The 15015-nt window shown below is 72.4% G+C and carries 12 protein-coding genes and 2 tRNA genes; 6 read left to right on the top strand and 8 right to left on the bottom strand.

The genetic code is table 11. The features are described 5' to 3' along the window. Positions 1-2 precede the first annotated feature (2 nt). From RIB98_02450 to RIB98_02470, 5 genes are all read right to left on the bottom strand, one after another. A complete protein-coding gene (locus RIB98_02450; protein ID MEQ8839814.1) occupies positions 3-1073 on the bottom strand; it encodes a hypothetical protein in 1071 nt (356 codons plus the stop codon). Between the two features lie 234 nt (positions 1074-1307). Next, positions 1308-1380, bottom strand: a tRNA-Glu gene (locus RIB98_02455). 30 nt (positions 1381-1410) lie between these two features. Then, positions 1411-1481, bottom strand: a tRNA-Gln gene (locus tag RIB98_02460). 44 nt (positions 1482-1525) lie between these two features. Then, positions 1526-3313: an ABC transporter ATP-binding protein gene (locus RIB98_02465; GenBank protein ID MEQ8839815.1), complete on the bottom strand. Its 1788-nt coding sequence runs from the start codon at positions 3311-3313 to the stop codon at positions 1526-1528. A gap of 50 nt (positions 3314-3363) precedes the next feature. Further along, positions 3364-5103, bottom strand: a complete 1740-nt coding sequence (locus RIB98_02470; GenBank protein MEQ8839816.1) for an ABC transporter ATP-binding protein — start codon at positions 5101-5103, stop codon at positions 3364-3366. Positions 5104-5114: 11 nt separating this feature from the next. Between RIB98_02470 and ftcD the strand changes: the two genes are divergently transcribed. From ftcD to aspS, 4 genes are read left to right on the top strand one after another with little or no spacing between them, the layout of a single operon-like run. Further along, the gene (gene ftcD, locus RIB98_02475; GenBank protein MEQ8839817.1) at positions 5115-6116 is read left to right on the top strand and encodes a glutamate formimidoyltransferase; all 1002 of its coding nucleotides are present in this window, start codon (positions 5115-5117) and stop codon (positions 6114-6116) included. After that, positions 6103-6525 (top strand): hypothetical protein, encoded by a 423-nt coding sequence (locus RIB98_02480; protein MEQ8839818.1) that lies wholly within the window; start codon positions 6103-6105, stop codon positions 6523-6525. Before ftcD ends, RIB98_02480 begins: the two co-directional genes overlap by 14 nt. Then, positions 6522-7775 carry a histidine--tRNA ligase gene (hisS, locus tag RIB98_02485; GenBank protein ID MEQ8839819.1) on the top strand — a complete coding sequence of 418 codons (1254 nt, stop codon included), beginning with the start codon at positions 6522-6524 and terminating at the stop codon, positions 7773-7775. The genes RIB98_02480 and hisS overlap by 4 nt, the downstream gene beginning before the upstream one ends. Next, on the top strand, positions 7772-9568 hold the full coding sequence (gene aspS, locus RIB98_02490; protein MEQ8839820.1) for an aspartate--tRNA ligase: 1797 nt from the start codon (positions 7772-7774) through the stop codon (positions 9566-9568). Before hisS ends, aspS begins: the two co-directional genes overlap by 4 nt. Before the next feature lie 27 nt (positions 9569-9595). Here the strand turns inward: aspS and RIB98_02495 are convergent, their stop codons facing one another. The 3 genes from RIB98_02495 to RIB98_02505 form a co-directional block, all read right to left on the bottom strand. Further along, positions 9596-10336: a class I SAM-dependent methyltransferase gene (locus RIB98_02495; protein ID MEQ8839821.1), complete on the bottom strand. Its 741-nt coding sequence runs from the start codon at positions 10334-10336 to the stop codon at positions 9596-9598. A gap of 67 nt (positions 10337-10403) precedes the next feature. Further along, a complete protein-coding gene (locus RIB98_02500; protein MEQ8839822.1) occupies positions 10404-10703 on the bottom strand; it encodes a hypothetical protein in 300 nt (99 codons plus the stop codon). 9 nt (positions 10704-10712) lie between these two features. After that, positions 10713-11582, bottom strand: a complete 870-nt coding sequence (locus tag RIB98_02505; GenBank protein ID MEQ8839823.1) for a LysR family transcriptional regulator — start codon at positions 11580-11582, stop codon at positions 10713-10715. Positions 11583-11703: 121 nt separating this feature from the next. Here RIB98_02505 and RIB98_02510 point away from each other — a divergent pair, with 121 nt between their 5' ends. Together RIB98_02510 and RIB98_02515 are read left to right on the top strand one after the other, a co-directional pair. After that, a complete protein-coding gene (locus RIB98_02510; protein MEQ8839824.1) occupies positions 11704-13344 on the top strand; it encodes an AMP-binding protein in 1641 nt (546 codons plus the stop codon). Next, complete coding sequence (locus RIB98_02515) at positions 13341-14732, top strand: aldehyde dehydrogenase family protein (protein MEQ8839825.1); 1392 nt, start codon at positions 13341-13343, stop codon at positions 14730-14732. The genes RIB98_02510 and RIB98_02515 overlap by 4 nt, the downstream gene beginning before the upstream one ends. Positions 14733-15015: the final 283 nt, after the last annotated feature.

Raw genomic sequence — 15015 nt, forward strand, 5'->3', positions numbered from 1 at the left:
TCTTAGGCCGCGCTGAAGACGCCGTACACCTTGTGTGCATCCGGCCATCCCAGTGCCTGAGCGGCCACGAGCAGCATGGTGAGATGCACCACGAGGGCTACTCCCCACGGCCCCTGGTCCTTTGGGTGGAAGTAGGGCCCGCCAATCTCAACCCCCGTCCCACCGGAAGCGAAGCGCGCGTGCTTGAAGGTCGAGGCCAGCCCAGCATGGGTTGCCATTGAGAAGCTGCTGTAGACGACGTTGTAGTGGAGCGCGAGTGGATGTTCCGCGAGTCCGGGGATCACTGAACGCCACGCGTTGTCGGCTTGGATGCATCTCTCCAGCAGCCCGGGCATGGTCGGGCCTCGTGCGAGCCTTCTGGTCTCCTCCCATCTCTCATCGACGATCGCGGGTTCCGGGAACGCTGCGTTGATGGCCCCTCTATAAGACTCCCGCTTGCGAAGGTCCTCGATCCTGTTCCGGAGTTTCTCCCGTTCCCGGTACTCGCTCGCCTCCCACAACGGTAGGCGCACGTCTGGCTCCGCTGCGAGCCATGCGAACGTCGCGACCTGCTCGAAGAGTGTTCGCGTCAGGACCTCAGCGGCGGTGAAGCCAGCGGGCGGCGGAAGGCTGTGGATGGCTAGAAGCGTGTCTGTCGCCCGGACGACCAAGACCGGCCCAGCAACTCGCCAATCATTGAACTCGCCCGTTGCGTCAGGCACGACGAGGGGCAACCTTTCCGCGACCAGGGCCGCAGCGTGCTCCGCAACGCGAGGACGGTAGTCCAACTCGATCCCCCGGCCCTTGTCTGTGCTCGACGAGTCGAACCCTACGCCGCGGGGATCATCAGGAGTCGCTTCGCGGCCGGCGCCGCTAGACATGCCGGGACCGACTGCCCGGGGCGGGTAGGGGGGCAGGGGGGCGACGAGAACCACCAGGCGGCCGCCTATACCAACCCCCCTTTTTCGCAGCATGTACGGGTTGCGGCGGTGCGGGTCCGGCCCATAGATGCCCCATAGGTGCCCTGTGTCTCCTGAGAGGGCATCTATGGAGAGAGAGAACTCTCTCTCCTCTCTCTCCATAAGGGATCTCACATAGATGCCCTCGGCCGATTCGGGAGGGCATCTATGGAGGGCCAGGGCATCTATGGTCGGAAGGGCCGAACGTCCGTTCCGAATGCCGCTTCACATTCTGAAGCCACGTGACCACCACGTGACCATTCAGGGGGTCTCCTGAGGACTCCTGACGACCCGCGTGACCACCGCCAGGGCGCCACCAGGGCACAGAAAAGCCCGCTTTTCCAGGGAAAAAGCGGGCTTCTCAGCAGGTAGCGCATACGGGATTTGAACCCGTGTTACCGCCGTGAGAGGGCGGCGTCCTAGGCCCCTAGACGAATGCGCCGTGGGTGTTTCGGTCCGCGCGGTGAAGGAACTGGGGGAGGAGGATTCGAACCCCCGCTACTGGGGCCAGAACCCAGCGTCCTACCGCTAGACGATCCCCCATCACCGTTCGGACGGCCGGGATCCTAGCAAACCGTCCGCCGGCCTCAAGAGGCGTTGCCGTCGCCGCGCGTCCAGTCCTCGTACAGGCCGGCGTACCGGCCGCCGGCCGCCACCAGTTCCTGGTGGGAGCCCTGCTCCACCAGGCGCCCGTGCTCCATCACCACGATGCGGTCGGCGGCCCGGATGGTTGACAGGCGGTGGGCGATGACGATGGCCGTGCGGTCGGCCAGCAGGGTCCGCATGGCGTGCTCGACGGCGGCCTCCGAGCGCAGGTCCAGGGAGGAGGTGGCCTCGTCCAGGATCAGCAGGCGGGCGTCGGTGACGAACATGCGCGCCAGCGACATCAGCTGGCGCTGGCCGGCCGAGAAGGCCGCCCCGCGCTCGGTGATGTGCGTGTCGAGCCCCGCCGGCAGGGCGTCGATCATGGGGCCGGCGCCCACGACCTCGACCGCCGCACGGATCTCCTCGCGCGTGGCCTCGGGGCGGCCGAACGAGAGGTTGTCGGCCACCGTGCCCGTGAAGAGCTGGCCCTCCTGGGGCACGATGCCCACCTGGGTGCGCAGCGAGCGCTGGGTGACCTGGCGCACGTCGTGCCCGTCGATGAGCACCGCGCCCTCGGTGGGGTCGTAGAAGCGAGCGATCAGCTTGGCCAGCGTGGACTTGCCGGCCCCGGTGGCGCCCACCAGGGCGACGCTCTCGCCGGGTGCGATGTGCAGGTCCAGGCCGCTGATCACCTCGGCGCCCGTGGCGTACGAGAACGAGACCCCCCGCAGCTCCACCTCGCCGCGCACATCGCTCAGGTCGTGCGCCCCCGGCACGTCGGCCAGCGCCGGCTCCACGTCCAGCACGCCGAAGATCTTCTCCAGCGCCGCGATGGCCGACTGCACGGTGTTGAACAGCTGGGAGAGCTGCTGGATGGGGTCGAAGAAGCTGGACAGGTAGGCGAGGAAGGCCACCATCACGCCCACGGTCAGATCGGCGTCCAGCACCCGGCCCGACCCGTACCAGAGGATGATCGCGGTGCCGACGCCGGCCAGCAGCTCCACCCCCGGGAAGTAGGCGCCCGAGAGCCTGATGGTGGCCATGTTGGCCCGGCGGTACTCGTCGTTGACGCCGGCGAAATCGCGCTCGGAGTCGCTCTGGCGGGCGAAGCCCTGGACCACCCGGATGCCCGAGAGGTTCTCCTGCAGCCGCGCCAGCACGTCGGCCACGCGCTCGCGGGTGCGCCGGTAGGCGATGGCCGAGTAGTAGCGGAACGCCACGGTGGCGGCGATCAGCGCCGGAAAGATGATGAAGGCGGCCAGCGCCAGCTTCAGGTCGTAGACCATCAGGATCACCAGCACCCCGATGAACGTGAGCCCGTTGACCACCAGGTTGGTGATGCCCTCGGTCACCAGCTGGGTGAGGGCCTCCACGTCGCTGGTGAGGCGGCTGACCGAGCGCCCGGTGGGGGTGCGCTCGTGATAGCCCAGCTCCAGCCGCATGAGGTGGTGGAACGTGTCGGTGCGCAGGTCCAGCAGCATCCGCTCGCCCACCCAGCTGGACATGTAGGTCTGGAAGTAGCCGGCCAGCCAGCCCACGCCGGCGGCGACCACGAACAGGCCCACGGCCAGCGCGAGGACCCCCTTGTCGCCCTGGTTGATGCCGCTGTCGATGCCGAACTGGGCCAGCGCGGGCGCCGAGAGCGTGGCCCCCGTGACCAGCAGCATCAGCAGCACGGTCACCACGGCCCGGCCACGGTAGGGGCGCAGGTACGGCAGCAGTCGCCGAAGGGTCTTCGGCGGGCGCGCGTCGTCGGCGCTCAGGCCCCCGCGGCGCGCCTCGGGCCGCATCAGGGCCCCTCCGGGCCCTCCCGGGGGCCCGCCGGCCGCGTGGGTGCCCATCAGGCCACCGGCGCCGTGGCCACCAGGCCACCGTCGTGGATCTCGCGGTAGATCGGGCTGCTGTCGTACAGCTCCGCGTGGGTGCCGCGCGCCACCACCCGGCCGGCGTCCAGCACCACCAGCTCGTCGGCCAGCGCCAGGGTGGAGAGCCGGTGGGCGATCACGATGGTGGTGCGACCACGGGTGGCCGAGGCCAGCGCGGCCTGGATGGCGGCCTCGGTGGAGGCGTCCACCGAGGCGGTGGCCTCGTCCAGCACCAGGATGCGGGGGTCGGCCAGCAGGGCCCGGGCGATGGCCACCCGCTGGCGCTGCCCGCCCGAGAGCGTGAATCCGCGCTCGCCCACCATGGTGTCGTAGCCCTCGGGCAGGCGGTCGATGAACTCCTCGGCCTGGGCGGCCCGCGCGGCCGCGCGCACCTCCTCGTCGGTGGCCCCGGGCTTGCCGAAGGCGATGTTCTGGCGCAGGCTGGCCGAGAAGAGGAAGGGGTCCTGGGGGATGATCCCGATGGCCCGCCGCAGCTCGTCCAGGCGCACGTCGCGGATGTCGGCCCCGTCCACCAGGATCCGCCCGGTGCGCGGGTCGTGGAAGCGCGGCAGCAGCTGGGCCAGGGTGGTCTTGCCCGACCCGGTCGGGCCGATGAGGGCCACGGTGCGCCCGGCCGGCACGTCCAGATCGATGCCGTCCAGCACGTCGGGGCCCTCGGGGCTGAAGCGGAAGCGGACGTCCTCCAGTCGCACGGCGCCCCCGCCGGCCGGCAGCGGCCGCGCGTCGGGAGCCTCGGTGACCTGGGGCTCCGAATCGAGCACCTCGAAGATCCGCTGACCGCCGGCCACGGCCTTCTGCGCGTTGCCCAGCAGCATCCCCATCGAGCGGAAGGGGGCCATCAGCATGGTCAGCCACAGGAAGAAGGCGACGAACTCGCCCAGTTCCATCTCGCCGTCGATGGTCAGCACCCCGCCGTACAGCAGCACCACCGCCAGGCCCACGCTGGGCAGGAAGCCCATCAGCGGCTGGTAGAAGGCGCGCAGCCGGGCGGCGTCCATGCTCCGGTCGAAGGCCCAGCGCGCGCGCCGTCCGAACAGGTCGGCGCTGAGGTCCTCGCGGCCGAAGGCCTTGATCACGCGCACGCCGGCCACGCTCTCCTCGGCCATCTCGGTGACCTCGCCCACCCGCTGCTGCACGTCCACCAGCACCGGGTGGGATTGGCGGCTGTAGCGCCAGGCCACCGCCAGCAGGCCGGGGCCCATCAGCAGCGCGAGGATGGCCAGCTTCCAGTTGGTGATCATCAGCAGCACCGTCAGCAGCGCCAGCGTGAACACGTGCATGAACAGGAAGATCAGCCCGTAGCCCAGGAAGAAGCGCACGGTCTGGAGATCGGAGGTGGCGCGCGACATCAACTGGCCCACCGGCATGCGGTCGAAGAAGCCCAGCGACATCCGCTGGAGGTGGGCGAACATGGCCGAGCGCATGTCGAACTCGACCGCCAGCGACACGGTGCCCGAGACCCAGCGGCGCACCACCGCCAGCACCGCCCGCACCAGCGAGACCACCAGCACCAGGCCCACCAGGGGCGCCAGCGCGTCCCGGTCGCCGGCGGTCAGGACATCGTCGATGATCCGCCCGGTCAGGTATGGCAAGGTGACAGAGCACGCCATCAGGCCCGCGGCGCTGAGCGCGGTGACCGCCACCTTCCTCAGGTGGGGGCGCAGCAATGCAAGCAGGCGCAAAAGGACGTTCACGGTGAGACCCGGTGGATGAGGTGAGGGCCCTGAGCGGGCGCGACAGGCAGACGGACGCCGCCTGGCAGGGTGACATGCCCCCTGCGCTGGCCGCCCCGATCGCCTACGCCGTGCCGAACGTCAGCGAGGGGCGCGACCCGGCCACGATACGCGCGCTGGTGGACGCCTGCCGGCTGCCGCGCGTTGGGGTGCTCGATGTCCACTCCGACGCCGACCACGACCGCACCGTCATCACCCTCGCCGGCGAGCCGCTGGCCCTGCAGGACGCCCTGGTGGAGCTCGCGGGGGCCTGCATGGACCGCATCGACCTGCGGCGCCAGCGCGGGGTCCACCCGCGGGTGGGGGCGCTGGACGTGCTGCCCATCGTGGCCCACCGCGACGACGACCTGGACCTGGCCAAGGAGGTCGCGGTGGGCCTGGCGGCCCGCATCGGCATGGAACTGGCCCTGCCGGTGTTCCACTACGGCGAGATCGCGGCCAGCCCCGAGCGGGTGCTGCCGCGCGACTTCCGCCGGGGCGGCCTGGATGCCATCACCGAGGCCGTCGACGAGGGGCTCTGGGTGCCCGACGACGGCCCGGCCCACGTGCACCCCTCCGCCGGGGTGGTGCTGGTGGGGGTCCGCCGGCCGCTGATCGCGCTGAACGTCTGGTTGCCCGATGCCACGATCGCCGACGCGCGCGCCATCGCCGACCGCGTCCGCGAGGCCGGCGGAGGGCTGCCCGGGGTGCGCGCCCTCGGCCTCTACCTTCCCGAGGCCGGGATGGTGCAGGTGTCGATGAACATCGAGGACTACGTGGCCAGCCCGGTACCCGCGGTGATCGCCGCGGTGCGCCGCCAGGCCGAGCGCCTGGGCATCGGCTCGGGCGACGCCGAGCTGGTGGGCCTCATCCCGCGCGCCGCCCTGGGCGGGCGCACGCCGGCCTCGCTCGGCATCGCGGGCTTCCGGCCCGGCATGATCGTGGAGACCCAGCTCACGGACTCAGGGAGGGTGCCGACGCATGGCACGACGTAAACCGCGCAAGAACGCCGGCCCCCAGCCGCACCACAACCCCAAGCGGGCCGCGGCAACCTCGGCCTCCTCGTCCGGGGGCGCGAAGGCGGTCAAGCCTCGCCGGCGCCCCGGCGAGCCCCACCCGCACTCGTTCAAGGGCGTGGCCATCCGCGCGGGCATCGTGTCGGCACTGTTCTACCCGTACCTGATCTACGTCCCCAAGAACACGCCCGCCGAGGCGCTCATCATCACCGGCATCGCCTTCGCGCTGATGCTGCCGCTGGGGATGGTCATGGACCGCTACCGCTACAAGCGCCAGCTGGCCCGCTTCCAGGAGCGCACCGGGGGCGGCCGGCCCAAGGCCAAGACCCCGCCGCCGCCCCCCAAGGCCCCCGCGGCCAGTTCCTCCGGCCCGGCCGACCCCGAGTGAGCGAGACGCGCGCGGCGGCGCCCCGCGGGACGCGGGATGTGCTGCCCGAGGAGGGCCGGCTGCGCCGGCGCATCGTCGAGGTGGCCACCCGGGCCTTCGAGCGGCACGGGTACGGGCCCATCGTCACCCCGACCTTCGAGGAGACCGAGGTCTTCGTGCGGGGGGTGGGCACCAGCACGGACGTCGTGCGCAAGGAGATGTACACCTTCGACGACCGCTCCGGGCGCAGCCTCACCCTGCGTCCGGAGGGGACCGCGCCCGTGATGCGCGCCTTCGTGCAGCACGGCATGCACAAGCTGCCGCTGCCGGTGAAGCTGTGGTACATGGCGCCGATGTTCCGCTACGAGGCGCCCCAGGCGGGGCGCTTCCGCGAGCACTGGCAGCTGGGGGCCGAGGCCATCGGCTCCGACGATCCGCTGCTGGATGTCGAGGTCATCGCGCTGCTGCACGGCATCTACACCGAGCTGGAGCTGCCCGGGCTGGAGTTGCTGGTGGGCAACATGGGCGACCCCGACAGCCGCGGGCCGTACCGCGCCCTGCTGACCGAGTACCTCGAGCGCCACGCCGGCGCCCTGGACGCGGACGCCCTGGACCGCATGCGCGACAACCCTCTGCGCCTGTTCGACACCAAGGACCCGCGCGTGCGCGAGGTGATGGAGGACGCGCCCCGGCTGCTGGACCACCTGTCGCCGGCGGCCGCCGCGCACCGCGAGGCGGTGCTGGACGGGCTGACGCTGCTGGGGATCCCCTTCACAGAGGACCCCACCCTGGTGCGTGGCTTCGACTACTACACCATGACCGTCTTCGAGTTCACCAGCACCCACCTGGGCGCCCAGAGCGCGGTGGGGGGCGGCGGGCGCTACGACGGTCTGGTGGAGCAGTTGGGCGGCCCGCCCACGCCGGGGATCGGCTTCGGAACCGGCATCGAGCGCATCACGCTCGCCCTGCAGGACGTGGGCGCGGTGGCCGGCCCGGCGCTGGACGTGTACCTCGCGGTGCCCGACGCCGGCCTGCGGCGCACCATGCTGCCGGTGCTGGCCGGGCTGCGCGCGGCCGGGCTGCGCTGCGAGAGCGACCTGCGCGGGCGCGGGATGAAGGCGATGATGAAGCACGCGGCCGGCCTCGGGGCCCGGCGCGTGGTGATCGTGGGGCCCCGGGAGTACGAGGAGGGCGTGGCGAGCGTGCGTGACATGGAATCGGGCGAGCAGACCAAGGTGGCGCTGGGCGAGCTGGTGGAGGCGCTGGCGTGATCGGGGCCCCGCGCTACCGCTCGCACGCCTGCGCCGACACCGTGCGGGTCACCGGCGAGCGCGTGCGCCTGTCGGGCTGGGTGCACCGCCGCCGCGACCACGGCGGCGTGGTCTTCATCGACCTGCGCGATCGCTCGGGGCTGGTGCAGCTGGTGTTCCACCCCGAGGGCGAGTTCGCGGCCGCGCACGCCGCGGCAGGCAACCTCAGCCCCGAGGACGTGATCTGCGTGGAGGGGGTGGTGGTGGACCGTGACTCGGCCACCGTGAACCCCGCACTGCCGACCGGCTCCATCGAGGTGCGCGCCGAGTCGGTCGAGATGCTCTCCGAGGCCGACCCGCTCCCCTTCTCGGTGGAGGACGAGACCCAGGAGCCCTCGGAGGAGCTGCGGCTCACCCACCGGTACCTCGACATGCGCCGGCCGCGCCGCCTGGCGGCTCTCGAGCTGCGGGCGCGCATCGTGCGCGGCATGCGCCGGGTGCTGGACGACGCCGGCTTCCTGGAGGTGGAGACCCCGGTTCTCACCCGCTCCACGCCCGAGGGCGCGCGCGACTTCCTGGTGCCCAGCCGTCTGCAGCGCGGGTCGTTCTACGCCCTGCCGCAAAGCCCCCAGCTGTTCAAGCAGATCCTCATGGTGGGCGGCATCGAGCGCTACTACCAGGTGGTGCGCTGCTTCCGCGACGAGGACCTGCGCGCCGACCGCCAGCCCGAGTTCACCCAGCTGGACATCGAGGCCTCGTTCGTGGAGCCGGGCGACATCCAGGCGCTGGTGGAGGAGGTCCTGCGGGCCTCGTTCGCCGAGGCGGGCCAGGAGTTGCCCCAGCCGATCCCGGTGATCGGCTATGCCGAGGCCGTGCGGCGCTTCGGCACCGACCGCCCCGACCTGCGCTACGCGATGGAGATCCAGGACTGGACCGAGCAGGCCTCGCGCTCGGGCTTCGGCGTGTTCGAGGGCGCCATCGGCGCCGGCGGGGTGGTGCGCGGGCTGGTGGTGCCCCAGGCCGGCGCGGCGGTCAGCCGCAAGGTTGGCGACGAGCTGATGGCCGAGGCCCGCGAGCTGGGGGCCAAGGGGTTGGTGTGGGCCGCGGTGGAGGACGACGGCTCGCTGCGCTCGCCCGTGGCCAAGTTCCTGGGCGGCCTGGCGGCCGACCTGTCGGCCGAGCCGGGCGACCTGATCGCCATGGTCGCCGACGCCGAGCCCGTGGCCCAGAGCGTGCTGGGCGCCCTGCGCACCCGCTTCGCCGAGCGCAACGACCTGGTGCCCGAGGGGATGTGGGCGCCGTGCTGGGTGGTCGACTTCCCGCTGGTGGAGTGGAACGCCGACGAGAGCCGGTGGGAGGCCCTGCACCACCCCTTCACCGCGCCGCGCCCCGAGGACCTGGAGCGCATGGAGGACGACCCGGCCGGCGTGCTGTCGCTGGCCTACGACATCGTCCTCAACGGCATCGAGGTGGGCGGGGGCAGCATCCGCATCCACGACCGCGACGTGCAGCGGCGCGTGTTCACCCTGATCGGGCTGGGGGAGGAGGAGGCGGCCGAGAAGTTCGGCTTCCTGCTCACCGCGCTCAAGCTGGGCGCACCGCCGCACGGCGGCATCGCCCTCGGCCTGGACCGCCTGGTGATGCTCCTGGCCGGCGAGCGCTCCATCCGCGACGTGATCGCCTTTCCCAAGACCGCCACCGGGGTCGACCCCATGAGCGGGGCGCCCGGCTCGGTGGACGACCCGCAGCTGCGCGAGCTGGGCGTGGCGCTGCGCCCTCCGGCGCCGGCGCCGGGGAACACGGCCCCGGCCTGATGGACGGGACGGCATGGGCTCCGCCCATCACACGTATGCCACCACCGCGGTGGCGGGCAGGTCGTGGGGCGGCAGGGAGAAGGGCTCCTGGGGCTCCACGCGCGAGAACCCCGCGTAGCGCAGCATGTCGCAGAGCGCGCGGGTGGTGAACTTCCAGTAGGTGATGTTCTGCCCCGGGTGCTCCTCGGCGTCGAGCACGCCGAACTGCATCACCGGCCGGTCGGGGTGCGCCTCCTCCAGCTCGTGCTCGCGCACGGTCTCCACGACGGCGAGGCGTCGCGTGACCGAGCGGATGGCAAGCAGTGCACCCATGGGGTTCTGCAGGTGCAGCAGCAGGTCGCCGCAGAAGGACACGTCGAAGGTGCCCACGCGCTCGGGCGACAGCTCGTAGACGCTCATCTCCAACCGCTCGGCCGCGGACCCGCGGCGCTCCTTGGCCAGGGCGAAGCGCCGGGCCAGGCCGGTGTCGGCCAGCACGGCGGGGTCCATGCGCTCGCGCGCGCCGGCCAGCACGTCGGCGTGCGCCAGGCTGGGGATGTCCACCGCGGTCACCGGGCCGGCGCCGCGCCGCTCCATCTCGAAGGCCCAGAACCCCTCGGCCGTGCCCACATCCAGCGCCGACAGGCCGGCCAGCGAGTCCGGCAGGCCGTAGCGGTCCATCACGCCGCGGTGGTCGAAGTAGCCGCGGCTGGCGAGGCCCTCACCGAGGTCGATGGTCTGGTACCAGGCCGCCAGGAGCGGGTCGTCGGGGCCCGAGATCGGTGGCACGGCGGCTCCTTGCGTGGTGTGGTGGGGCGGCGCCACGCTATCCGGGCGCCGGCGGGCGCTCAACCGCTCAGCCGCCGAACAGGCGCCGGGCGTCGCGGCGCAGGTCGTCGCCCAGTGTCAGCTCGGCCGCCCCGGCGCCCACGCCCTGGGGCCAGGACACGGCCACGACCCCGCGCGCCTCGAGGTCGCCCAGCGCGGCCATCAGGGCCAGCAGGCCGGCGCGCCCCTCCTCCAGGTCCAGTTCCTCGCACGTCTCGCGCACATCCAGCGGCACCCGGCCGTGGTCCGGGCGCCCGTCGTCGAGCCACCGGGCGACGGTGAGCATCTCCAGGCGGCCGGCGACGCTCTCGGGATCGGAGTCGCTCACGGCGGCAGGCTACCCGCCGGCGAAGCGCTCGCGGGCGGTCGCCAGGAACTCCGCCGCCGCGGGCGCCAATGCGCCGCGGGCGCGCCATGCCAGGGCCGAGGTGCGCGTGAGGGTGGGGGCGAGGGTCGCCACCGCCACCGGGGGCCCCTGTTCGTCCGGGAGTGAGCGCGGCAGCAGCGCCACGCCCAGGCCCCGCGATGCCAGGGCCCGGGCGGCGGTGAAGCCCATGGCCTCCACCACGATGCGGGGGCGGAAGCCCTCGGTGGCGCACGCCTGCTCCACGATGCCGCGCATGGCCGACCCGGGCGGGAACATCACGAACGGCTCGTCGCGCAGGTCGCCCAGGCGCACGCGACGCCGGCGCGCCAGCATCCCGTCCGGCGGGCCGGCCACCACCAGGGGCTCTGTCAGCACCGGCTCCACGGTGACCTCGGACAGGTCCAGGACCTCGGCCAGGATCACCACCGCGATGTCCAGATCGCCGGCGCGGACCATGTCGAGCATCTGGGCCGCGGTGTGCTCGCGCAGGAGGATCTCCACGCCCGGGTGGCGCCGGGCGAACTCGCGGACCACGCCGGGCACGTCTGGGGCCGAGGAGTGCCAGGCGCCCACGCGCACCGTGCCGCTCAACGCGCCGGCGTGGGCCTGCATGTCCAGGCGCACGGCCTCGGCCTCGGCCAGCATCCGCTCGGCCCGCGCCAGCAGCGCCCGGCCGGCCGGCGTGGGGGTGATGCCGCCCCGCCCGCGCTCCACCAGGGTCACCCCGAGTTCGGTTTCCAGCCGGCGCACCTGGTGGGAGATGGCCGGCTGGGAGACGTGCAGCACCGCGGCGGCACGGCGGAACCCGCCCTGTCGCACGACCTCCACCAGGTATCGCAACTGACGCAGGTCCATGATCACGGATCACTATCACCTCGATCCGCAATGCGTCTTTGACACGATCACCAGGCCCGGGGAGACTCCTCGCGTCCCGCAGCATCCCGAGAGGATCCGCCACGTGGTGAGCACCGCCCCCGTCCGCGCCGAGTGGTCCGACTGGTACGCCAGGGAAGACCCCACGACGTGGGTGCTGCCGCGCATCCTGCGCGCCCGCGCCGAGGAGCACCCGGACCGCGACTACCTGCGCTTCGCCGACGGGGAGTGGCTGAGCTACGGCGAGGTGAACGCCCGCGCCAACCGGATCGCCAACGCCCTGCTGGCCCGAGGCCTGCGGAAGGGCGAGGCCGTCTCGTGCCTGATGCCCAACAGCGTCGACAACGTGGTCGTCTGGTTCGGCATCCAGAAGGCCGGCGGCGTGCAGTGCCCGGTGAACCTGGCCTACAAGGGCGACTTCCTGTCGTGGGTGCTCAACCTGCCCCGCTCACGGTTTCTGGTGGTCAGCGACACCCACCTGGCCGAGCTGGCCCATGTGCAGGACGAGTTGCCCCATCTGGAGCGGGTGATCGTGCGCCAGACCGGTTCCCCGAACGGACCCGAGCCGAAGGTCACCTGGGAGCCGCTGTCGCTGCTGCTGGAGGAGGGCTCCGAGGGCGAGCCCGGGGTGGAGGTCACCTGGACCGACGATGCGCGCATCATGTTCACCTCGGGGACCACGGGGCGCTCGAAGGGCGCCATCAAGCAGCAGGCCTCGGACTACTTCTCGGGGCGCAGCTACATCAACGTGTGCCAGGTCACCGCCGAGGACACGGTGTTCTCGTGCCTGCCGCTGTTCCACAGCAACGCGCAGGTGCTGGCGACCTACCCGGCGCTGATCGCCGGCGCGCGCATCTGCTTCGCCGAGCGCTACTCGTCGGGCCGGTTCTGGGAGCAGGTGGTCGATGCGGAGGCGACCGTCCTCAACACGGTCAGCGCCATCAACTACTTCATCTGGAACACGCCCCCCGGCGAGCTGGACCGGGCGCACCGGGTGCGGCGGATCATGGCGATGCCGGCGCCCAAGGACATCTACCACGAGTTCCAGGAGCGCTTCGGCATCCGGTTCATCGAGGGCTACGGCCTCACCGAGACGGGGATGGTCACCTACCATCCGCCGGGGGCGCCGCCGCGCCCGGGCTCGTGCGGCATCGCCACGCCCGGCTTCGAGGTGAGCGTGGTGCAGCCCGGCACCGACCTCCCGCTGGCGCCGGGCACCCCGGGCGAGATCGTGGTGGACATGAAGCTCCCCAACATCGTCATGCGCTCCTACGCCGGGATGCCCGAGAAGACCGCCGAGGACTTCCGCAACCTCAAGCTCCACACCGGCGATCTGGGCCGCCTGGACGACGAGGGCTACCTCTACTTCCTGGACCGCGTGAAGGACTACATCCGCCGGCGCGGCGAGAACGTCTCGTCGATGGAGGTGGAGCAGACCCTCACCAAGCACCCCGACGTGCTGGAGGCCGCCGCCATCGGCGTGCCGGCCGGCGAGGGCGCATCGGCCGAGGACGAGATCATGGTCTGCCTGGTGCCCCGCGAGGGGTGCACGATCGACCGCGCCGCGCTGCTCGACTGGTGCGAGGAGCGCATGCCCTACTTCGCGATACCGCGTTTCGCCCGTGTGGTGGAGCACCTGCCGAAGACGCCGACCGAGCGGGTGCGCAAGGTGGAGTTGCGCGAGGCCGGCATCACCGCCGACACCTTCGACCGGGAGGCCCCCCGATGAGCGACGCCCCGCGCCACGCCCTGCTGATCGGCGACTCCCGGGTGGAGGGGGACGGGTGGATGCCCGTCGTGTCGCCCCTGGACGGGGCCACCATCGCCGAGGTGGCCGCCGCCGGCCCGGGCCACGTGGACGCCGCGGTGGAGGCCGCGCGCGCGGCGCTGCCCGGCTGGGCCGCCACGCCGCCGCTGGAGCGCGGCCGGCACCTGGCCGCCTACGCCCGGGCCATGGACGCCGCCGCCCAGGACATCGCCGAGCTGATGCACCGCGAGATGGGCAAGCCCATGGGTGAGGCCCGCGCCGAGGTCGACCGCGCGTGCGAGGTGGTGCACCACTTCGCCGCCGAGGCCGAGCGCGTGTGGGTGCAGCAGCTCCCGGGGTCCTCGCTGACCACCGGCAGCACCATCCGGCCCGACCCAATCGGGGTGGTGGCCGCGATCACCCCGTGGAACTTCCCGGTGGCCCTGGTGATCTGGAAGCTGGCGCCGGCGCTGGCGGCGGGGTGCTGCGTGGTGGTGAAGCCCGCCCAGGAGGCCCCGCTGGCCGCCCGGCGCGTCTGCGAGCTGGCCATCGAGGCCGGCATCCCGCCCGGGGTGGTGGGGTGCATCACCGGCGACGGCCCGCCGCTGGGCGAGGCGCTGTCCACCCATCCGGGCGTGGACAAGGTGGCCTTCACCGGGTCGCGCCGGGTGGCCGAAATCATCGCCGGCTGGGCGGCCCCCCGCCTGAAGGCCCTGTCGCTGGAGCTGGGCGGCCACGGACCGCTGGTGGTCCTGCCCGACGCAGACCTGGACGTGGTGGCCGAGGTGGCCACCGTGCAGGGTTACGCCAACGCCGGCCAGGCCTGCTATTCGGTGAACCGGGTCATCGTGCCGCGCGAGCTGGCGGGCGAGGTGACCGAGCGCATCCGTGCCCGTCTGGGACCCATCACCCTGGGCCCCATGGCCACCGAGCGCGGCCTCGAGCGCCACCGGATGCTGATGGACGACGCGCGCGCCCACGGCGCCACCATCGAAGGCGGCGACGAACTGGGCGGTGGCCGGCTGGCGCCGGCGCTCTTCACCGGCGTCGGCCCCGGCGTGCGCGCCGTGGACGAGGAGCCCTTCACGCCGATCGTCAGCATCGTGCCGGTCGACGACGTGGCCGGCGCCGTGGCCGAGGCCAACCGGCCCGACTACGGCCTGGTGGGCTACGTGTGCGGCCGGGACTACCGGCGCACGCTGGAGGTGGCCCAGGCCGTCCAGTGCGGCACCGTCGTGGTCAACGGGTGGCGCGTCGTCGTGCCGTATGCCCCCTACGCCGGCTGGCGCGGCTCGGGCGTGGGGGCCGAGCTGGGCCGCCCGGGCATGGAGGCCTTCATCCGCTGGCAGCACCTGCGCGTGCTGGCCTGACGGCGAGGAGACAAGGCAGTACGCCGGCAAAGCCGGCGCGAACCAAAGAAGCAGTACGCCGGCCCGAAAGGGCCGGCGCGAAGTAAAGAAGTAGTACGCCGGCCCGAAAGGGCCGGCGCGAACTGAAGAAGGAAACGACCCCCGCGCGCCACGCACCCGGCACCCACCGGATGATCGGCCGAAGGCCGACTCTCATCCGGTCGACCGGCAGAGGTCGACTCAGCCGGCCCGCCCCGCCGACCGCAAGGGAGGCGGTGCCGGCGACCGCATCGGGCCCCGGCCA

The organism is Acidimicrobiales bacterium (genome assembly GCA_040219515.1).
GTDB lineage: Bacteria > Actinomycetota > Acidimicrobiia > Acidimicrobiales > Aldehydirespiratoraceae > JAJRXC01.

Excerpts from the sequence above, each read along its gene's own strand:
- RIB98_02465 (MEQ8839815.1), bottom strand. The coding sequence starts at position 3,313 with ATGCGGCCCGAGGCGCGCCGCGGGGGCCTGAGCGCCGACGACGCGCGC.
- RIB98_02480 (MEQ8839818.1), top strand. The coding sequence starts at position 6,103 with ATGGCACGACGTAAACCGCGCAAGAACGCCGGCCCCCAGCCGCACCAC.
- RIB98_02515 (MEQ8839825.1), top strand. The coding sequence starts at position 13,341 with ATGAGCGACGCCCCGCGCCACGCCCTGCTGATCGGCGACTCCCGGGTG.